We start from the raw sequence: 16,479 nt of genomic DNA, 5'->3' as shown, positions 1-16,479 counted from the left end.
TCAGATCTTCCCAAATGCTTACTTTTGGGGTTAAAATCATCATTATGTTGATCATTGGGATTGCAGGTGGCACTGGATGTGGAAAAACAACGGTTGTCAATCAAATAGTGGACCGATTACCCGAGGACGAAGTATGCATCATCTCACAAGATTCCTATTACAACGATCTTTCGCATTTGACCAAAGAGGAGCGAAGCAAGGTTAATTTTGACCACCCCAACTCCATAGATTTTGACCTTTTGATTTCCCATTTGAAGCAATTGCGAAAAGGAGAGTCCATTGATAAGCCCATGTACTCTTTTGTGGAAGAAACCCGTTTGGATGAAACGGTTCGAACACATCCCAAAAAGGTCATTATTGTTGAAGGTATTTTGGTGTTGAGCAATCCCATGCTGCGGAATTTGTTCGATATCAAAATTTTTGTTCATGCCGATAGTGATGAGCGATTGATTCGAAGATTGCAACGCGATATTCGTGAGCGAGGTCATGATTTGGAAAAGGTGCTAACCAGATATCAAACTGCCGTTAAGCCGATGCACCAACAATTTATTGAGCCCTCCAAGGAATTTGCGGACATCATAATACCCAATAACCACTACAACAAGGTCGCTGTGGATATGGTTAGAACCATAATCAACAATAAACTGGGGAAACCATGGGATTAAAGGAACTAAAAAACAAAAAGTGGTTCAAAATTATGACCAACATGTATGTTTTGGTGCTGACCATTTTTGTGATTTGGATGGCCTTTTTTGATACCAACTCCTTGTTGATTCATATGGAGTTGAGACAGGAAATTAAAAAGTTGGAAAAGCAGAAAGAGTTTCTTCAAGATGAAATTTCAAAGGACAAAGAAATCTTGGAAAAAATGTCCGATGAGGATGAATTGGAGCGGTTGGCCCGTGAAAAATATTACATGAAAAAGAAAAATGAAGAGATTTTTCTTATCGAATTTGAAGATAGCCTAAAAAATAAAGATAATGAGTGATACCCGTTTGTTTAGCGAATTTCCTGAAGTATCAGCAAAACAGTGGAAGCAAAAAATCCAAGTTGATTTGAAAGGTGCTGACTATAATGATACTTTGGTTTGGGAATCTCTTGAGGGTATAACGGTCAAGCCTTTTTACCATCCAGATGACCTTCAAGGAAAGCCAACGTTTCGTATTTCAGAGAATCATTCATGGCACATTGCTCAAAGCATATATGCCGGTGAATCAAAAAAAGCCAACGCTAAGGCACTGGATGTACTAAAAAAAGGAGCGGAAAGCCTACTTTTTACCATTCCCGATGAAGAAACGGATTTTGAAATACTATTGGCGAACATTGACCTTGAGGTTGTTCCGCTTCATTTTCATTTTGAATTTTTGAAAGTAGAGCCCTTCAAGAAGTTGTTGGCCTTTTTAGATGGAGCAAAAAGTACGGTTCATCTTAATGTTGATATCATTGGTCACTTGGCTCGCAGTGGCAACTGGTACCACAATCTTGAAAAGGACCATGAATTACTGAACGAAATTTATGCCCTCACAAGCACTCTCAATACTATTTCCCTAGTTGGTGTGGATTTGGGTCTATATCAAAACGCAGGAGCCAATATGGTTCAACAATTGGCCTATGGCATGGCCCATGCCAACGAGTATTTAGCCCATTTTAACCCCAAATCATCTTTTCCAATAACCTTCAAAGTAGCTTTGGGCAGCAACTATTTCTTTGAAATAGCAAAACTGAGGGCATTACGTTGGCTATGGAGCACTTTGGCAGGAGAATATGGGATTCAAAACGATTGTCACATCATTGCAGTACCCTCCAAACGCAACAAAACAATCTACGATTACAACGTGAACATGTTGCGTACCACCTCAGAATGCATGTCAGCGGTTTTGGGTGGAGCAGATGCGGTCTGTAATTTAGCTTATGATGCCATTTATCACAAAAACAATGAATTTGGAGAACGAATAGCCCGGAACCAACTCTTGCTGCTCAAAGAGGAAAGCTATATGGCCGAAGCGGCCCAAATTTCCGAAGGAGCTTACTACATAGAGTCCCTCACACAGCAAATGGCGGAAAAAGCATTGTCACTTTTCAAGCAGGTTGAAGCTTCGGGAGGTTTCTTGGATGCCCTCAAAAAAGGAACCATTCAACAAAAAATAGCGGTGGGTGCTGAAAAAGAACAACAACAGTTTGATACGGGCCAAACAGTTCTGTTGGGCACCAATTCGTTTCAAAACCCCCATGACCGAATGAAGGACAATCTGGAACTATTCCCGTTTGTTAAAAACAAACCGCGAAAAACCCTCATAGTGCCTATCATTGAAAAAAGACTGGCCGAAACAACAGAACAAAAAAGATTGGAAGATGAGTAGAAAAAACCTCGAACTTCTTGAATTAGACCCTCGGAGCAAGTCCGAGCCGAAATCCGAATACGGACATGAAAGCTATGCCGCGGGCATTGCTCCTTTTCTTCGTGGGCCCTACTCTACCATGTATGTTAGAAGACCCTGGACCATAAGACAATATGCGGGTTTTTCAACAGCCGAAGAAAGCAATGCTTTTTACAGAAGAAATCTCGAAGCGGGTCAAAAAGGGCTTTCCGTAGCCTTTGACCTTCCCACCCATCGCGGTTATGATTCCGACAACGAAAGGGTGGTCGGTGATGTGGGAAAGGCAGGAGTGGCCATTGATTCTGTTGAGGATATGAAAATTTTGTTCGATGGCATTCCCTTGGACCAAATGTCTGTATCCATGACCATGAATGGTGCCGTAATTCCCATTATGGCTTTTTATATTGTTGCAGCGCTGGAACAAGGCGTATCCATGGAAAAACTCTCTGGTACTATCCAGAATGATATCCTGAAAGAGTTCATGGTACGGAACACCTACATCTATCCCCCAACACCTTCCATGCAACTTGTCGCCGATATTTTTGAATTTTCGAGCAAGCATATGCCTCGATTCAACAGCATAAGTATTTCGGGCTATCATATGCACGAGGCTGGAGCACCCGCTGCCATTGAACTGGCCTACACCCTAGCAGATGGTATCGAATATATTAGAACAGGTCTCAAAGCAGGATTGAAAATAGACCATTTTGCTCCAAGGCTTTCGTTCTTTTGGGGCATTGGAATGAACCATTTCACAGAAATAGCCAAAATGCGGGCGGGCCGTATGCTTTGGGCCAAATTGGTGAAGCAGTTCAACCCGGAAAATCAAAAATCCTTAATGCTTCGCACACATAGCCAGACCAGCGGATGGAGCTTGACCGAGCAAGATCCCTTTAACAATGTGGCAAGAACCACCATAGAGGCCATGGCTGCGGCTTTCGGGGGCACTCAAAGTTTGCATACAAATGCGTTGGACGAAGCTATCGCCCTTCCTACGGATTTTTCAGCGCGGATTGCCCGTAATACCCAAATTTATCTTCAGCAAGAAACCCATATTACTAAAACGGTTGATCCTTGGGCGGGAAGCCATGTGGTTGAGAAATTGACTCACGAAATAGCCCAAGAAGCCTGGAAATTGGTTGAAGAAGTAGAAAAATTGGGCGGTATGACCAAGGCCATTGAAGCAGGAATACCAAAAATGAGGATTGAAGAGGCGGCAGCCAAAAAACAAGCTCGAATCGATAGTGGACAGGATGTAATTGTGGGCGTCAACAAATATCAATTAGATCAAGAGGACGACCTCCAAATATTGGAAGTGGACAATACCAAAGTGCGCCGTCAGCAAATGGAACGATTGCAACACATAAAATCCACTAGAAATCCGCAAGCGGTTGATGACATTTTGAACGCAATTAAGATTGCGTCCAAAAAAGCACTTGCGAATGGTGAGGACCGGGAAAATTTGCTAGCTTTAGCCATAGAGGCAGCAAAGGCGAGGGCCACGCTGGGAGAAATCAGTGATGCCATGGAGAGCGCTTTTGGTCGATACAAAGCAAAAATCCAATCTTTTACCGGCGTGTATTCCAAAGAAATCAAGAACGACCCAAGTTTTGAAAAAGCTCGAAAAATGGCAGACGATTTTGCCATACAAGAAGGTCGAAGACCCCGTATTATGGTGGCCAAAATGGGTCAAGATGGACATGACCGTGGTGCCAAAGTAGTTGCTACAGGTTATGCTGATTTGGGATTTGATGTGGATATTGGACCCTTGTTCCAAACTCCCTCGGAAGTGGCCAAACAAGCGGTGGAGAACGATGTGCACATTCTGGGCATTTCATCCTTGGCCGGAGGCCACAAAACCCTGGTGCCGGAAGTGGTCAAGGAATTGAAAAATTATGGAAGAGAAGATATTATAGTCATCGTGGGAGGTGTAATCCCAAAGCAAGATTATGCACATCTTCTTGAAAATGGGGCAGTTGCAGTGTTTGGACCGGGCACTAAAATAAGCGATACTGCTATTGAAATCCTTAAAGTTTTGATGGATTGAAACTCTTAATAATCTTTTGACGCTTTCTTTAACTTTCTTTAACGCAAATTGCCGAGGTTATTCACCTGCTGTTAACAAAATACATTTTTTAGCGTCTTAAATAATCGTATTTTTAGCCCCTAACTTACTATGAAATGGGCAAGATTATTGCTATTGCGAACCAAAAGGGCGGTGTAGGCAAAACCACAACGACTGTCAACCTTGCAGCGTCCCTTGGAGTATTGGAGAAAAAGGTGTTGTTGATTGATGCCGACCCCCAAGCCAATGCCACTTCTGGATTGGGCATTGATGTAGATGCCGTGGAACATGGCTCCTATCAGCTGTTGGAACATACTATGCACGTGAATGATGTGATTGTGCAAACCGACTCCCCGAATGTAGATCTGATTCCAGCACATATTGACCTCGTCGCCATAGAGATTGAATTGGTGGACAAGGACAATCGCGAATACATGCTGAAAGAGGCACTCCGTGATTTGGGCGACCGTTATGATTTTATTTTAATTGATTGCGCCCCTTCCTTGGGATTATTGACCCTGAACGCCTTGACAGCGGCAGACTCGGTAATGATTCCGATTCAATGCGAATATTTTGCTTTGGAAGGTTTGGGCAAACTATTGAATACCGTGAAAAGTGTACAGAAAATACACAACAACGATCTGGATATTGAAGGAATGCTTTTGACCATGTACGATTCTAGGTTACGTTTATCGAACCAAGTGGTAGAAGAAGTGAAGAAACACTTTGCAGACATGGTCTTCGACACCATAATCCAAAGAAACGTTAGGCTGAGCGAAGCTCCAAGCTATGGAGAGAGTATCATTAAATATGATGCCAGCAGTAAAGGAGCCTCCAATTACCTCAACCTGGCCAATGAAATATTGAAGAAAAACAAGGAGAAAGTTTAAATGGCGAAAGCAACCAAAAAACAAGCTTTGGGAAGAGGCCTGTCCGCCCTGTTGAAAGATCCTGAAAATGACATTAAGTCCGTTTCGGACAAAAATGCGGATAAGGTGATAGGAAATGTGGTGGAACTCGATATCGATTCCATTGAAGTAAATCCCTTTCAACCAAGATCCAATTTCAATGATGAAGCATTGGAAGAGTTGGCAAGTTCCATTCGCGAACTGGGCATAATACAACCAATTACCGTACGCAAGCTAGGTTTCAACAAATTTCAATTGGTATCTGGTGAACGCAGGTTCCGGGCATCAAAAAAGGTGGGGCTTTCTACGATTCCCTCCTACATTAGAATAGCCAATGATCAAGAATCGTTGGAAATGGCCTTGGTGGAAAACATCCAAAGGCAAGACTTGGACCCAATTGAAATTGCCCTATCCTACCAAAGGCTCATCGACGAAATCCAGGTCACTCAAGAAAAGTTAAGTGATCGGGTTGGGAAAAAAAGGTCTACCATCACAAACTATATCAGACTTTTAAGACTGGATCCAATCATACAAACAGGAATGCGTGATGGTTTTATCAGTATGGGCCACGGTCGCGCCCTGATCAATATCGACAAGAAGAAAGACCAGTTGGCTATCTATGAAAAAATTGTTTCTGATAGACTATCTGTTCGAGAAACGGAGCGATTGGTAAAAGCATATAAAGAACCCAAAGGGGCCTCCGCGGAAACAACTAGACCTAAAGAAGAAACCGTTCCAGAATTTGTCTCCAAAGGAATGGAAGTGCTAAAGGAATATCTTTCCGCCAAAGTGGATATCAGTGCCTCCTCAAAAGGTAAAGGAAAAATTGTGATTCCGTTCCATTCCGAAGAGGAATTTGAGCGTATACAAAAAATAATGACAGGTGAATAAAAGCCTTTTCTTGCCGTGCTTCCTTTTATTCTTTCTTCATGTAGGTTTTTCCCAACAGGATGAAAAAGAGAAAAATGAAGACCAACCCCATCCTACGGAAATAGACTCCTTGGCCATGGATTTAGAAGGCGAGGGCATCACCATTGAAGAGGTCACCTATGAAAAAAAGAGAATAAATCCATTGGCTCCCAGTAAGGCAGCTTTCTACTCGGCCATACTACCCGGACTGGGACAGGCATACAACAAAAGATATTGGAAAATACCCTTAGTTTACGGTGCGTTGGGAACTGGTGTTTATGTGTATTCCATCAACAATACCGAATACAGAAAAGCAAGGGATGCATTCAAGCGCAGACGCGCTGGTTTCACAGATGATGAGTTTTATGATATAAATGGAGATGGTAACGGACCAGATATTTCTTCTGAAGCCCTGCAAGATGCACAGGAAGCCCGTCAGCGTGACCGAGATTTGGCATTATTGGTTACCATTGCGCTTTACGCACTCAATATTATCGATGCCAATGTGGATGCCCATTTAAAGCAATATAATGTAGATGAAGACCTTTCCTTGGATTTTAAACCCTACTTGGATTTAAATCCGTGGACAAATGAACCTAACTATGGGATGGCATTGCTCATAAAATTTTAAAACATGAACATTGGTTTATTCGGATATGGCAAAATGGGAAAGATGATTGAGCAAATAGCGCAACAAAGGGGACACTCCATTGTGGCCAAGGTGGATGTAGGCACCAAGGAAGCAGACTATTCGAAAATGGATGTGGCCATAGATTTCAGCACACCAGATGCCGCCTACCAAAATATCATCACCTGTTTTGAAAATAAAGTCCCGGTTATTTCAGGAACCACCGGTTGGCTAGAACGTTATGCCGAAGCCGTAAAGCATTGCCAAGAAAAAAAGGGGGCATTTATTTACGCTTCCAATTTCAGTTTGGGTGTAAATCTCTTTTTCGAATTGAATGAACAGCTTGCCAGCATGATGTCCAAACTAGAACAGTATAGTGTTTCCATGGAGGAAATACACCATACTCAAAAATTGGATGCACCGAGTGGAACTGCCATTACTTTGGCAGAGGGAATCATTGAACACAGTTCCTATAAAACTTGGAAATCGGAGACAGCGGATGAAAAAAGCATCCCCATCACTTCAAAAAGAGAGGGTGCTGTTGCTGGCACCCATATTGTTTCCTATGAAAGCGAAGTGGACAAGATTGAAATAAAACACGTCGCCCACAATCGAAAAGGCTTCGCCTTGGGGGCAGTAATCGCTGCAGAATGGATTCAGGGAAAAACGGGTGTTTTTTCCATGAAAGACGTGTTAAATCTAAGCTAAAAGCGTAACAACACCATGGACGGTCAGTCCTACAAAGAAACATAGAAATGAACGGCACACAGTGGATTATTTTCATTTTGATCATTCAGATCATTCATTTTTTAGGGACCTGGAAGCTTTATAAAAAAGCAGGGAGAAAAGCCTGGGAAGCAGCAGTACCCATATACAATGGTATCATTTTGATGAAAATCATAAATCGCCCATGGTGGTGGGTGTTGTTGCTCTTTATTCCCATCATCAATCTATTGATGTTCCCCGTGGTATGGGTAGAAACCATTCGAAGTTTTGGCAAAAATAGATTATTGGACACATGGCTGGCCATTTTAACACTGGGGTTCTATATTTATTACATCAACTATGTTGAAGCTGTGACCTATATTTCGGACCGAAGCTTGAAACCCCGAACCGGTCTGGGTGAATGGGTGAGCTCCATAGTTTTTGCCATTGTTGCCGCCACATTTGTGCACACCTATTTTATTCAGCCTTATGTTATTCCCACGGGTTCTTTGGAGCGGACCTTGCGAATTGGTGATTTTCTTTTTGTAAGCAAGTTTCATTATGGCGCCCGTGTTCCGATGACTACATTGGCTGCTCCCATGGTGCATGATACGCTCCCTGTGTTAAAAACAAGGTCCTATGTTGCCGACGTAAATCCCGCAACGTACAAAAACTCATGGAAGAACAGATTGCAATTGCCCTATATGCGTTTACCAGGTTTCCAAACAGTGAAAAAAAATGATATCGTAGTGTTCAGTCTACCCGCAGATACATTGGTACAATTTTTTAGAGTGGACAAACCTGTAAAAAAACCCATAGACAAAAAATCGAACTACGTAAAGCGTTGTGTTGGAACTCCGGGAGACTCCTTAGCTGTTATTGATGGTACGGTGTATGTCAATGGAGCGCAATTTCAACTTTCAGATAGGGCAAAAGTCATGTATGATCACAACATCTATTCACAAAAGGGTGTTTCCAGTAGACTCTTGGCAGAAGTAGATGCATCGGACTATTTTAGAAAGTACATCTCAGGCAACGTAAATCAAAATCAATATAATGCCTTGGCACCTTATGTTTTAGGCGCAAACAGAACTGCTAATGGTAAAATTGAACTTATAACCAAAGAAAATGGAATCCCGACCGATGTGATACGGCAGCTACGGCTTTCACTAACGGAAGAAAAACCAAGATCAAGAATAGCCAATCTCACTCAAGATATGGTCGGACAACTTCGTGAGAATGAAACTATCGATTCTGTGGTTCGCACTGTGGAACCTAAAGGTGGGTATGGCGGCGCCTTTCCTCAAAGACCAAATTTATACCCTTGGAACAACGATAATTTTGGTCCCATCTACATACCAAAAGCGGGTACCACAGTAAAGATTGATTATAAGACCATTCCCTTGTACAAAAAAATCATTAGAGATTATGAGTACAACGATGTTAAGGTATCTGGGGAAAAAGTTTTGATTAATGGAAAGGAAGCCAATTCATATACCTTTAAGCAAGATTACTATTGGATGATGGGGGACAACAGGGACCATTCCGAGGATAGCAGAACATGGGGTTACGTTCCTGCGGACCATATTGTGGGCAAGCCTGTTTTCTTGTGGATGAGCTTTGACAATTTCAATGAAGGAATAGCCAATTGGAAACCCCGATGGAATAGAATTTTCACGACTGTTGGTGGCAGTGGTGAACCCGTTTCGTATCGATGGTATTTCGTGGCCCTTGTCGTTGGCTGGTTTATATTTGATTTCATCAGAAAAAGAAGAAAGAAAAAGACCAACTAATCATAAGAAACAACCTGTTGAAAGTACTTATTCATCCCACTTATTTTCCAAACGTTGCAACATTTGCCACTATTGTGCAAAATGATATTATTTGGGAAGCGCATGACAACTTTCAAAAACAAACCTATCGAAATCGGTGCTACATCTGTACTGATCAAGGCAAACACATGCTGAATATTCCCATAAAGCATGTGGGCAGCAATGAGGGGCGGCAAAAATATAGAGAGGTTTGCATGGACACCAGCTATAATTGGAAAAAAGTCCATTGGCGCACCCTGGAAACCGCTTACCGCACTTCCCCTTTTTTTGAGTTTTATGAAGATGAAATACAACCGCTGTTTGAGGGTTCCGAGGTCTTGCTCTACGACTTCAACATGAAAACCATTAAAACAATAGCGCATTGTTTAGAAATGGAAATTGCAGAAAAAAAAACCAGCTCCTATATGCTGGAACCCATTGATTCCCTGGATGCACGATTTCTGGTAAAGGCAAAAAACGAGTCCGATTTCAATTTTGGGCACTATTCCCAAGTATTTGAAGACCGCCATGGTTTTATATCCAATTTAAGTATTTTAGACTTATTGTTCAATGAAGGACCCAATACGCTTTCCTATTTGAAAAATCAACCCTTAGATTTTGACCATGCTTAGGCATTTCGTCCATTATGGCATCCATTTTTTGGTTCCAATCTTTATCGCTTTTTGGTTCTTTAAGGATAAGCGGATAAGCGTAATAATTATCCTCTTAGCCGGAATTTTAATTGATTTGGATCACTTCTGGGCCAATCCCATTTTTGATTCCGGACGGTGTAGTATTGGCTATCACCCGTTACATAGTTATTGGGCTATTGCGGTCTATTCTGTATTGCCATTCTTTAAACAAACCCGTTTAATTGGGCTTGCGCTCATCTTACATATTGTTGCGGATATATCCGATTGCCTTTTACTCTGATTTAAGTCGCAAAGTTGCCATTACAGGATAGTGATCTGATAGCTTTTCATTGAAATTCTGGTGGGCCAACACTTCAAAATCTGGGTCCGTCAAAATGTAGTCGATTCGAATAGGAAATCCCAAAAGATCATAAGTGCGACCAAAACCAGTTCCTTTCTCATCGAAAGTATCGTTCATATCACCTTTAATGGTTTGGTATATGTTGGAATATTGGGTGTTATTGAAATCACCTGCCACTACTTTTTTGAAATGGGTATTTTCTATGTTCTCGCGTACCAAATTAGCTTGCTCATATTGTTTTAACATCACTCTTCGTGATTTTGCGAATAACTTGGATGACTCTTCACTCTTGATGGTATTGATTTCGGGGACAATTCTAAAAGATTGAAGATGAAGGTTATAGATTCTTATTGTATCCATATTCAACAAAATGTCGGCGAATATAGCGTTATTCGAACTGTTCGGAAAATCTACCGAATCTACCTTGACAATTGGAAATTTGGAATAAATAGCCTGTATTACTTTTCCCCTATGCTTTCCATAAGTGAAATCCACAAACTTGTGGTCGTACTGACTTAAAGCATCATTGCGTTTCAAGGCGTAGTGACATTCCTGAAAGCATAAAATGTCTGGGTTCTTATCAGTAACAAAATCAAGAATAAGGCTATCAACATTTTTTATATCCAACTGCTTCAACTCATTGAAGCTCCTAGCATTAAAGGACATAATGGTCAAGGTATTTCCGTTTTTTTCGTTTACCGTATTGCTTGCCCCGGAAAACTGATAAAAAGGACCCAAAACAAAATACCAAATCAGCAGCAACATCCCCGAAAGAAAGAGATGCTTTTTTTTTAATAAAATCCAATACAAGAGAAAAACAAAGTTTACCACCACCAATAAAGGAACTATCAGACTCAATACGGACAAGGCCGGTAATGTCGTTACTGGGACAAAAGGCACAATTATAGCTACCAGCGTAACCAACGCCAATATGGTATTTACAAAGAAGATGGCTTTATTGAAAATGGACAGTTTTCCCACGTATCAATCCTCTTTACCTGCTTTGAACAGAAAGTCCTTTTCTGCTTTGGATAGACTTTCGTAACCCGATTTGCTTATCTTATCCAAAATAGTATCGATTTTCTTTTGACGAACTTCCTTCTCGTAATTCACACTTTTATTTCGCGAAGTATTTTTTTTGTAAACCGTTTTCAGGGGTGCCTTTCTTTTGTTTACCTTAAAAAGGTCCAGGACTCCCTTCCAAACCTTTGTGAAACCCAAGCCAATATCCTGGCCTTTCAACAGTTGACGGGCGTAGAGGTAACCCAAGAATGCTCCTCCCAGGTGAGCGAGCCGACCGCCCACGTTTCCGCCGTAGGGTATTTGTATTAGGTCGACCAGGACAAAAAAGGCTCCTACATACCATAACTTCACATTGAAGAAAATCACTCGAACTTCTTGGTTTGGGATATATGAACAGATAAAAATCAAAACCGCAGTCACCCCAGCAGAAGCACCTATCAAAGCTGTATTGGTTTGGACCAGTGTAGGAAACAAATTATAGCTAAGAAGAAAAACGATTCCCCCAACGATTACACCAAGAAAATATACATTAATGAACCGTTCACTATTAAAAAGATTCAAGAAAATACGTCCCGTAAAATACAGCATGAGCATATTCCAGAAAATATGTCCAAGACCACCATGAAAGAACGAATAGGTGACCACGGACCATGGCTGTCCCAAAAACTCCATAATATCTTTGGGCAGATGAAACCAATCGGAAATAGAAATATCCAACAACGCCCTGGACAAACCATCCAGAACGAACACTAGCACGTTAAATACTATTAGCTTTTCCGCAATGTTAAGTCTGGCAAAGTTGTATCGTATTCCTCCTGTTGTCATAGGTTAATTCCAACGATTATTGTTAAACTCATTCTTTTTCCAATACCACATCATAATAAAACCTATCAAGGCACCACCAATATGGGCAAAATGCGCTATACCTGTATTTACGTTTCCAATACCAAATATGAGGTCCACAGCAATCAATAGGGGCACAAAATATTTCGCTTTAATGGGTATAGGCAGAAAAATCAACATCAATTTAGCTTCAGAATACATGAATGCAAAGGCCACCAAAATGCCATAAATGGCACCTGAAGCACCTACAGCCGGTGTATTGTAAGCAGTTAAAAAACTATCTATGGTACTTTTAGGAGCCATCTCGTACCAATCTGTGCTGTATTGACCTCTTGACAAGATATCCAATATTTGCTGCTTGGCCATACCAGCATCCATCAAGGCACTCATTCCTTCGTTAAAAAGATAATAATTCACTCCAGAATGTAAAATGGCTGATCCCAATCCGGCTGAAAAATAGAAGAACAGAAACTTGTTGCGCCCCCAAACCCGTTCCAGAGGTGTTCCAAAAGCCCATAGGGCATACATGTTAAAAACGATATGCATGAGACTGCCATGCATGAACATATGAGAGACAACCTGCCACAATTGAAAATTGGTGTTTTTAGGAAACCAAAGGGACAACCATTGGTACATTTGATCCCCATAGATCATTGTGGCAAAGAACAGGATCACATTAATGATCAACAAATGTTTTACGGCCTCTGTCAATCTTCCCATTTATATAAACTTTTTATTGATATCTCCTTCGGAGATGATTGTATATGTCAACTTTTGGAAGGGACTTAAATTTGGTTCTTTACAGGCAAATAAGTTGTTCACCAATGCCAATTGCGATTCTTTATCTAACAAATCCCCTGTTCGCACCGCCAGGTTTTTGGACAGTGCTTTGGCCAAAATTTCGGCCTGGGAGCTAGAATCATTCTCAAAGCCTTCCTTATAATCAGCTATTAAATGGTCCAATACCGTGCCAATTCCACTTTCGGGCACCATCAGCGGCACACCTGTTACTTTGACAGTTTCCTCCTCAAGGTTTTCAAAGGCAAAACCAATGCTTGTCAGGCTTTGCTTTATTTCCTTCAAAATGCCAAGTTCCTGTTTGCTAAAGGTAAGCTCCAACGGAAAAAGCAATTGTTGGCTTACCCCCTCTTTAACGGTTATCTCTCCCAAAAACTTTTCAAAAAGAATGCGTTGGTGCGCCCTGGCTTGGTGTATGACCAACATTCCGGACTTGACGGCACTCACAACAAATTTGCGTTTAAGTTGAAAGGTCGTGACTCCATGGGTAGAAGCTTGATCATCCAAAATAATACTTTCCTGTCCACCACCATCCGACTCTATGCTCACACTGCTGAAAGTCTCAACTCCTATTTCAGTGTCGAGTCCTTCATACAACTCCTCCCAACTTTTGTTACTTGTTTTTTGAAATCCACTATGATTTCCATTACTTCCACCGCCCTTGGCGCCTTCCTGAAAAGGATTGAACGAAGGGTCCACGCTTACTTTGGGCAGAACCGCTCCCCGTTCCTTATAGGCATATGGAGTGTCCAAATTGGGATCGTGTTCAAAATCCAATGCTGGAGCCACATTAAATTGGCCCAAACCGTGCTTGATGGTAGACCGCAATATGGCATAGAGTGTATTTTCATCATCAAATTTGACCTCTGTTTTTGTGGGATGGATATTGATGTCGATGGAAGATGGGTCAACTTCAAGATAAAGAAAATATCCTGGATACAAGTCCGATTTTATAAGCCCTTCAAAGGCAGCTATCACCGCATGGTGCAGATACGGACTTTTAATGAAGCGATGGTTGGCAAAAAAAAATTGCTCTCCCCTACTCTTTTTTGCAAATTCAGGTTTGCATATGAATCCGGATATCTTCACCACTTCGGTTTCCTCATTTACCGGAACCAGTCTATTTTCCATGCGACTACCAAAAATATGGGCGATACGTTGACGGTATTTGGTTTTGGGCAAATTAAAAATCTCGGAGCCATTGTTATAAAAATGAAACTCAATGTTCGGGTGCGCCAAGGCCACTCTATGAAATTCGTCGGTAATGTGACGCAATTCTACCTGATTGGATTTTAAAAAATTCCGTCGTGCCGGAATATTAAAAAACAGGTTCTTAACGGATAGCGAGGTTCCCTTAGAGCTGGCAGTCACCTCTTGAGTCACTATTTTACTACCTTCAATTTTAATATGGGTACCCAACTCCTGTGATTCGGTTCTGGTCTGCAAATCCACATGGGCTATAGCCGCTATGGAGGCTAGGGCTTCACCACGAAATCCCTTGGTATGCAGATTAAAAAGGTCTTGGGCGCTTGCAATCTTGGAGGTAGCGTGTCGTTCAAAGGACAATCTTGCATCGGTTTCGCTCATGCCCACACCATTGTCCACAACCTGTATCAAGGTTTTTCCACCATCCTTTACGACTAGTTTTATGACCGTTGATTCGGCATCTATGGCATTTTCCAATAATTCCTTGACCACGGAAGCTGGGCGCTGAACCACCTCTCCTGCTGCAATTTGGTTGGCAACATGGTCTGGCAAAAGCTTGATGATGTCAGCCATTAGGAATTTAGGAATATCGACAAATCGAAGTCTATCACAAAGAGAAACAGGAGTATCAAAATGGCCACAATGATTAAGAAACGAAGTTTTAAGTTCTTGTCACCTTCCACTTGCAGGTCGTTCACTGCTGATGAAAATTTGTTTTTAAGTCCTCTTTTAGTATTTGCTGTACTTCGGAATTTATCCAGTTTATGTTCAATTTTATAAGGATTGCCCTCGCCCTTGTAATATCGAGGTGAATAATTGAACTTTTTGTTTTTTTTTAGCTTTAAAGGGTTGCGCATGGTATCCTTTTCCGTGTGATTTCAAAGTTACTCAAATTAGGAAAAAAGGATTGGGATGCATTCCCAAAAAATGTTAACAGCGTTTGGATTTTAATACGATTACCGGCCCAACACTGCCATTTGAATAGCCGCTATGGCCGCCTCTGTTCCCTTATTACCATGTTTTCCACCACTTCGGTCTTTGGCTTGCTGCCATGTATCGTCTGTCAATACACAAAATATGACTGGCACCTCTCCAGCGGTGTTCAAATCCTTGATACCTTCCGCCGTAGCACTGCATACAAAATCAAAATGACTGGTTTCGCCCCGAATAACACTTCCAATGGCTATAACGGCGTTCACTTGTTGGGAAGCAATCATTTTTTTACATCCAAAGACCAGTTCAAAACTGCCGGGCACGTTCCATTGGATAATGTTTTTGGACAATGCTCCGCAGTCCAACAATGCTTCTTGGGCACCTTTAAGAAGTGCATTTGTGATTTCAGCGTTCCATTCAGAAACAACAATCCCAAATCGCAACGATGTCGCATTTGGGATTTTGGTTTTATCGTAAACGGAAAGGTTTTTGTTCTCCGTGGCCATAATCTAATTTTTGGCCAAACCTATGAGGGCATCTATTCCAACCCCATCTTGGGTCTTTGGGTATTCTTCCTTGATTCTTTCAAAAAAACCAAGAGCCTTTTCCTTTTGGCCCAATTCCATGGCAATTACTCCAGCCTTGCGCAAAAATCGGGGTGCTGTAAATCCGTTATCTCTATGGGCAATGGCCTTTTCATAATAGTCCAAGGCATCTTCAGGTTGATTTAATTGGGCAAAGGCATCTCCTATTGCACCCTTGGCCATGGCTCCCATAATGGCATCATCGGATGAGAAATTCTCCAAATGGGAAATCGCTTTATCGTATTGCTGTAAATTCAAATAGGTCATACCTGCTGAATATTCTGCAAGATTCGCCGCCTTGGTACCTTTATACTCTTCAATGATATCCAAAAAGCCAAACTTGCCTTCTGCTCCGTTCAAAGCTAGCGTAAACAAGGAATCCTTAGCGGTTTCGTTGGCCAATGCCTGATCAAAATATTGCTGCGGATAAAATAGCTCATTGGCCGCGGAAGCCTCCTTGGGCTTCTGGATAAACTGGTGATAAGCCAAATAGGCCAATACACCAACAGCCACAGCGCCGATAATTCCCAAAATGTAATTTTGATTTTTTTGTACCCATGCCTCGGTCTTGGAAGCACTTTCATCCAGTGTGCTGAACACTTCGGCAGTAGTACTCTCCATTTCCTGCAGTTGGGCTTCTTCCGCCTTGTTCTTTGGCTTATAGCCTCGCTTCTTGTATGTTGCCATCCGTCATT

At 41.7% G+C, this 16,479-nt stretch carries 18 protein-coding genes; 11 read left to right on the top strand and 7 right to left on the bottom strand.

Annotation, left to right across the window (positions count from 1 at the left end):
• Positions 1–44: 44 nt before the first annotated feature.
• The 11 genes from udk to GTQ34_RS16775 all read left to right on the top strand — a co-directional run bounded on the left by udk (position 45) and on the right by GTQ34_RS16775 (position 10,337).
• Positions 45–665 carry a uridine kinase gene (udk, locus tag GTQ34_RS01075; protein ID WP_166521910.1) on the top strand — a complete coding sequence of 207 codons (621 nt, stop codon included), beginning with the start codon at positions 45–47 and terminating at the stop codon, positions 663–665.
• Entirely contained in the window at positions 656–988 is a 333-nt protein-coding gene (locus tag GTQ34_RS01070; RefSeq protein ID WP_166521909.1) for an FtsB family cell division protein, read from the top strand. Before udk ends, GTQ34_RS01070 begins: the two co-directional genes overlap by 10 nt.
• Complete coding sequence (locus tag GTQ34_RS01065) at positions 981–2,360, top strand: methylmalonyl-CoA mutase subunit beta (protein WP_166521908.1); 1,380 nt, start codon at positions 981–983, stop codon at positions 2,358–2,360. The genes GTQ34_RS01070 and GTQ34_RS01065 overlap by 8 nt, the downstream gene beginning before the upstream one ends.
• Complete coding sequence (gene scpA, locus GTQ34_RS01060; protein WP_166521907.1) at positions 2,353–4,425, top strand: methylmalonyl-CoA mutase; 2,073 nt, start codon at positions 2,353–2,355, stop codon at positions 4,423–4,425. Before GTQ34_RS01065 ends, scpA begins: the two co-directional genes overlap by 8 nt.
• A gap of 134 nt (positions 4,426–4,559) precedes the next feature.
• Complete coding sequence (locus GTQ34_RS01055; protein WP_166521906.1) at positions 4,560–5,333, top strand: ParA family protein; 774 nt, start codon at positions 4,560–4,562, stop codon at positions 5,331–5,333.
• Positions 5,334–6,242, top strand: a complete 909-nt coding sequence (locus tag GTQ34_RS01050) for a ParB/RepB/Spo0J family partition protein (RefSeq protein ID WP_166521905.1) — start codon at positions 5,334–5,336, stop codon at positions 6,240–6,242. It begins immediately after the preceding gene.
• A gap of 10 nt (positions 6,243–6,252) precedes the next feature.
• Positions 6,253–6,891 carry a DUF5683 domain-containing protein gene (locus tag GTQ34_RS01045; protein WP_208103805.1) on the top strand — a complete coding sequence of 213 codons (639 nt, stop codon included), beginning with the start codon at positions 6,253–6,255 and terminating at the stop codon, positions 6,889–6,891.
• 3 nt (positions 6,892–6,894) lie between these two features.
• Positions 6,895–7,596, top strand: coding sequence for a 4-hydroxy-tetrahydrodipicolinate reductase (dapB, locus tag GTQ34_RS01040; RefSeq protein WP_166521903.1), 702 nt, complete (start codon positions 6,895–6,897; stop codon positions 7,594–7,596).
• A 47-nt stretch (positions 7,597–7,643) separates the two neighbouring features.
• Positions 7,644–9,386, top strand: coding sequence for a signal peptidase I (gene lepB / locus GTQ34_RS01035; RefSeq protein ID WP_166521902.1), 1,743 nt, complete (start codon positions 7,644–7,646; stop codon positions 9,384–9,386).
• Positions 9,387–9,403: 17 nt separating this feature from the next.
• Positions 9,404–10,036: a WbqC family protein gene (locus GTQ34_RS01030; protein WP_166521901.1), complete on the top strand. Its 633-nt coding sequence runs from the start codon at positions 9,404–9,406 to the stop codon at positions 10,034–10,036.
• Positions 10,029–10,337 carry a DUF6122 family protein gene (locus GTQ34_RS16775; protein WP_235914939.1) on the top strand — a complete coding sequence of 103 codons (309 nt, stop codon included), beginning with the start codon at positions 10,029–10,031 and terminating at the stop codon, positions 10,335–10,337. The genes GTQ34_RS01030 and GTQ34_RS16775 overlap by 8 nt, the downstream gene beginning before the upstream one ends.
• Here GTQ34_RS16775 and GTQ34_RS01025 read toward each other — a convergent pair.
• From GTQ34_RS01025 to GTQ34_RS00995, 7 genes are all read right to left on the bottom strand, one after another.
• Positions 10,329–11,378 (bottom strand): endonuclease/exonuclease/phosphatase family protein, encoded by a 1,050-nt coding sequence (locus GTQ34_RS01025; protein ID WP_166521900.1) that lies wholly within the window; start codon positions 11,376–11,378, stop codon positions 10,329–10,331. The genes GTQ34_RS16775 and GTQ34_RS01025 overlap by 9 nt on opposite strands.
• Before the next feature lie 3 nt (positions 11,379–11,381).
• Positions 11,382–12,245: a rhomboid family intramembrane serine protease gene (locus GTQ34_RS01020; protein ID WP_166521899.1), complete on the bottom strand. Its 864-nt coding sequence runs from the start codon at positions 12,243–12,245 to the stop codon at positions 11,382–11,384.
• Between the two features lie 3 nt (positions 12,246–12,248).
• The gene (locus GTQ34_RS01015) at positions 12,249–12,983 is read right to left on the bottom strand and encodes a rhomboid family intramembrane serine protease (RefSeq protein ID WP_166521898.1); all 735 of its coding nucleotides are present in this window, start codon (positions 12,981–12,983) and stop codon (positions 12,249–12,251) included.
• Entirely contained in the window at positions 12,984–14,840 is a 1,857-nt protein-coding gene (gene mutL / locus GTQ34_RS01010) for a DNA mismatch repair endonuclease MutL (RefSeq protein WP_166521897.1), read from the bottom strand.
• Complete coding sequence (locus GTQ34_RS01005) at positions 14,840–15,124, bottom strand: riboflavin synthase subunit beta (RefSeq protein WP_166521896.1); 285 nt, start codon at positions 15,122–15,124, stop codon at positions 14,840–14,842. The genes mutL and GTQ34_RS01005 overlap by 1 nt, the downstream gene beginning before the upstream one ends.
• A gap of 99 nt (positions 15,125–15,223) precedes the next feature.
• Positions 15,224–15,706 carry a 6,7-dimethyl-8-ribityllumazine synthase gene (ribH, locus tag GTQ34_RS01000; protein ID WP_166521895.1) on the bottom strand — a complete coding sequence of 161 codons (483 nt, stop codon included), beginning with the start codon at positions 15,704–15,706 and terminating at the stop codon, positions 15,224–15,226.
• 3 nt (positions 15,707–15,709) lie between these two features.
• The gene (locus GTQ34_RS00995; RefSeq protein ID WP_166521894.1) at positions 15,710–16,471 is read right to left on the bottom strand and encodes a tetratricopeptide repeat protein; all 762 of its coding nucleotides are present in this window, start codon (positions 16,469–16,471) and stop codon (positions 15,710–15,712) included.
• Positions 16,472–16,479: the final 8 nt, after the last annotated feature.

The organism is Flagellimonas ochracea (assembly GCF_009903685.1).
Taxonomy (GTDB): Bacteria; Bacteroidota; Bacteroidia; order Flavobacteriales; family Flavobacteriaceae; genus Flagellimonas; species Flagellimonas ochracea.
This window is presented reverse-complemented; position numbering and strand designations above follow the sequence as displayed.

Excerpts from the sequence above, each read along its gene's own strand:
- GTQ34_RS01050 (WP_166521905.1), top strand. The coding sequence starts at position 5,334 with ATGGCGAAAGCAACCAAAAAACAAGCTTTGGGAAGAGGCCTGTCCGCC.
- GTQ34_RS01070 (WP_166521909.1), top strand. The coding sequence starts at position 656 with ATGGGATTAAAGGAACTAAAAAACAAAAAGTGGTTCAAAATTATGACC.
- scpA (WP_166521907.1), top strand. The coding sequence starts at position 2,353 with ATGAGTAGAAAAAACCTCGAACTTCTTGAATTAGACCCTCGGAGCAAG.
- udk (WP_166521910.1), top strand. The coding sequence starts at position 45 with ATGTTGATCATTGGGATTGCAGGTGGCACTGGATGTGGAAAAACAACG.
- dapB (WP_166521903.1), top strand. The coding sequence starts at position 6,895 with ATGAACATTGGTTTATTCGGATATGGCAAAATGGGAAAGATGATTGAG.
- GTQ34_RS16775 (WP_235914939.1), top strand. The coding sequence starts at position 10,029 with ATGCTTAGGCATTTCGTCCATTATGGCATCCATTTTTTGGTTCCAATC.
- mutL (WP_166521897.1), bottom strand. The coding sequence starts at position 14,840 with ATGGCTGACATCATCAAGCTTTTGCCAGACCATGTTGCCAACCAAATT.
- lepB (WP_166521902.1), top strand. The coding sequence starts at position 7,644 with ATGAACGGCACACAGTGGATTATTTTCATTTTGATCATTCAGATCATT.
- GTQ34_RS01055 (WP_166521906.1), top strand. The coding sequence starts at position 4,560 with ATGGGCAAGATTATTGCTATTGCGAACCAAAAGGGCGGTGTAGGCAAA.
- GTQ34_RS01020 (WP_166521899.1), bottom strand. The coding sequence starts at position 12,245 with ATGACAACAGGAGGAATACGATACAACTTTGCCAGACTTAACATTGCG.
- GTQ34_RS01015 (WP_166521898.1), bottom strand. The coding sequence starts at position 12,983 with ATGGGAAGATTGACAGAGGCCGTAAAACATTTGTTGATCATTAATGTG.
- GTQ34_RS00995 (WP_166521894.1), bottom strand. The coding sequence starts at position 16,471 with ATGGCAACATACAAGAAGCGAGGCTATAAGCCAAAGAACAAGGCGGAA.
- GTQ34_RS01065 (WP_166521908.1), top strand. The coding sequence starts at position 981 with ATGAGTGATACCCGTTTGTTTAGCGAATTTCCTGAAGTATCAGCAAAA.
- GTQ34_RS01005 (WP_166521896.1), bottom strand. The coding sequence starts at position 15,124 with ATGCGCAACCCTTTAAAGCTAAAAAAAAACAAAAAGTTCAATTATTCA.
- ribH (WP_166521895.1), bottom strand. The coding sequence starts at position 15,706 with ATGGCCACGGAGAACAAAAACCTTTCCGTTTACGATAAAACCAAAATC.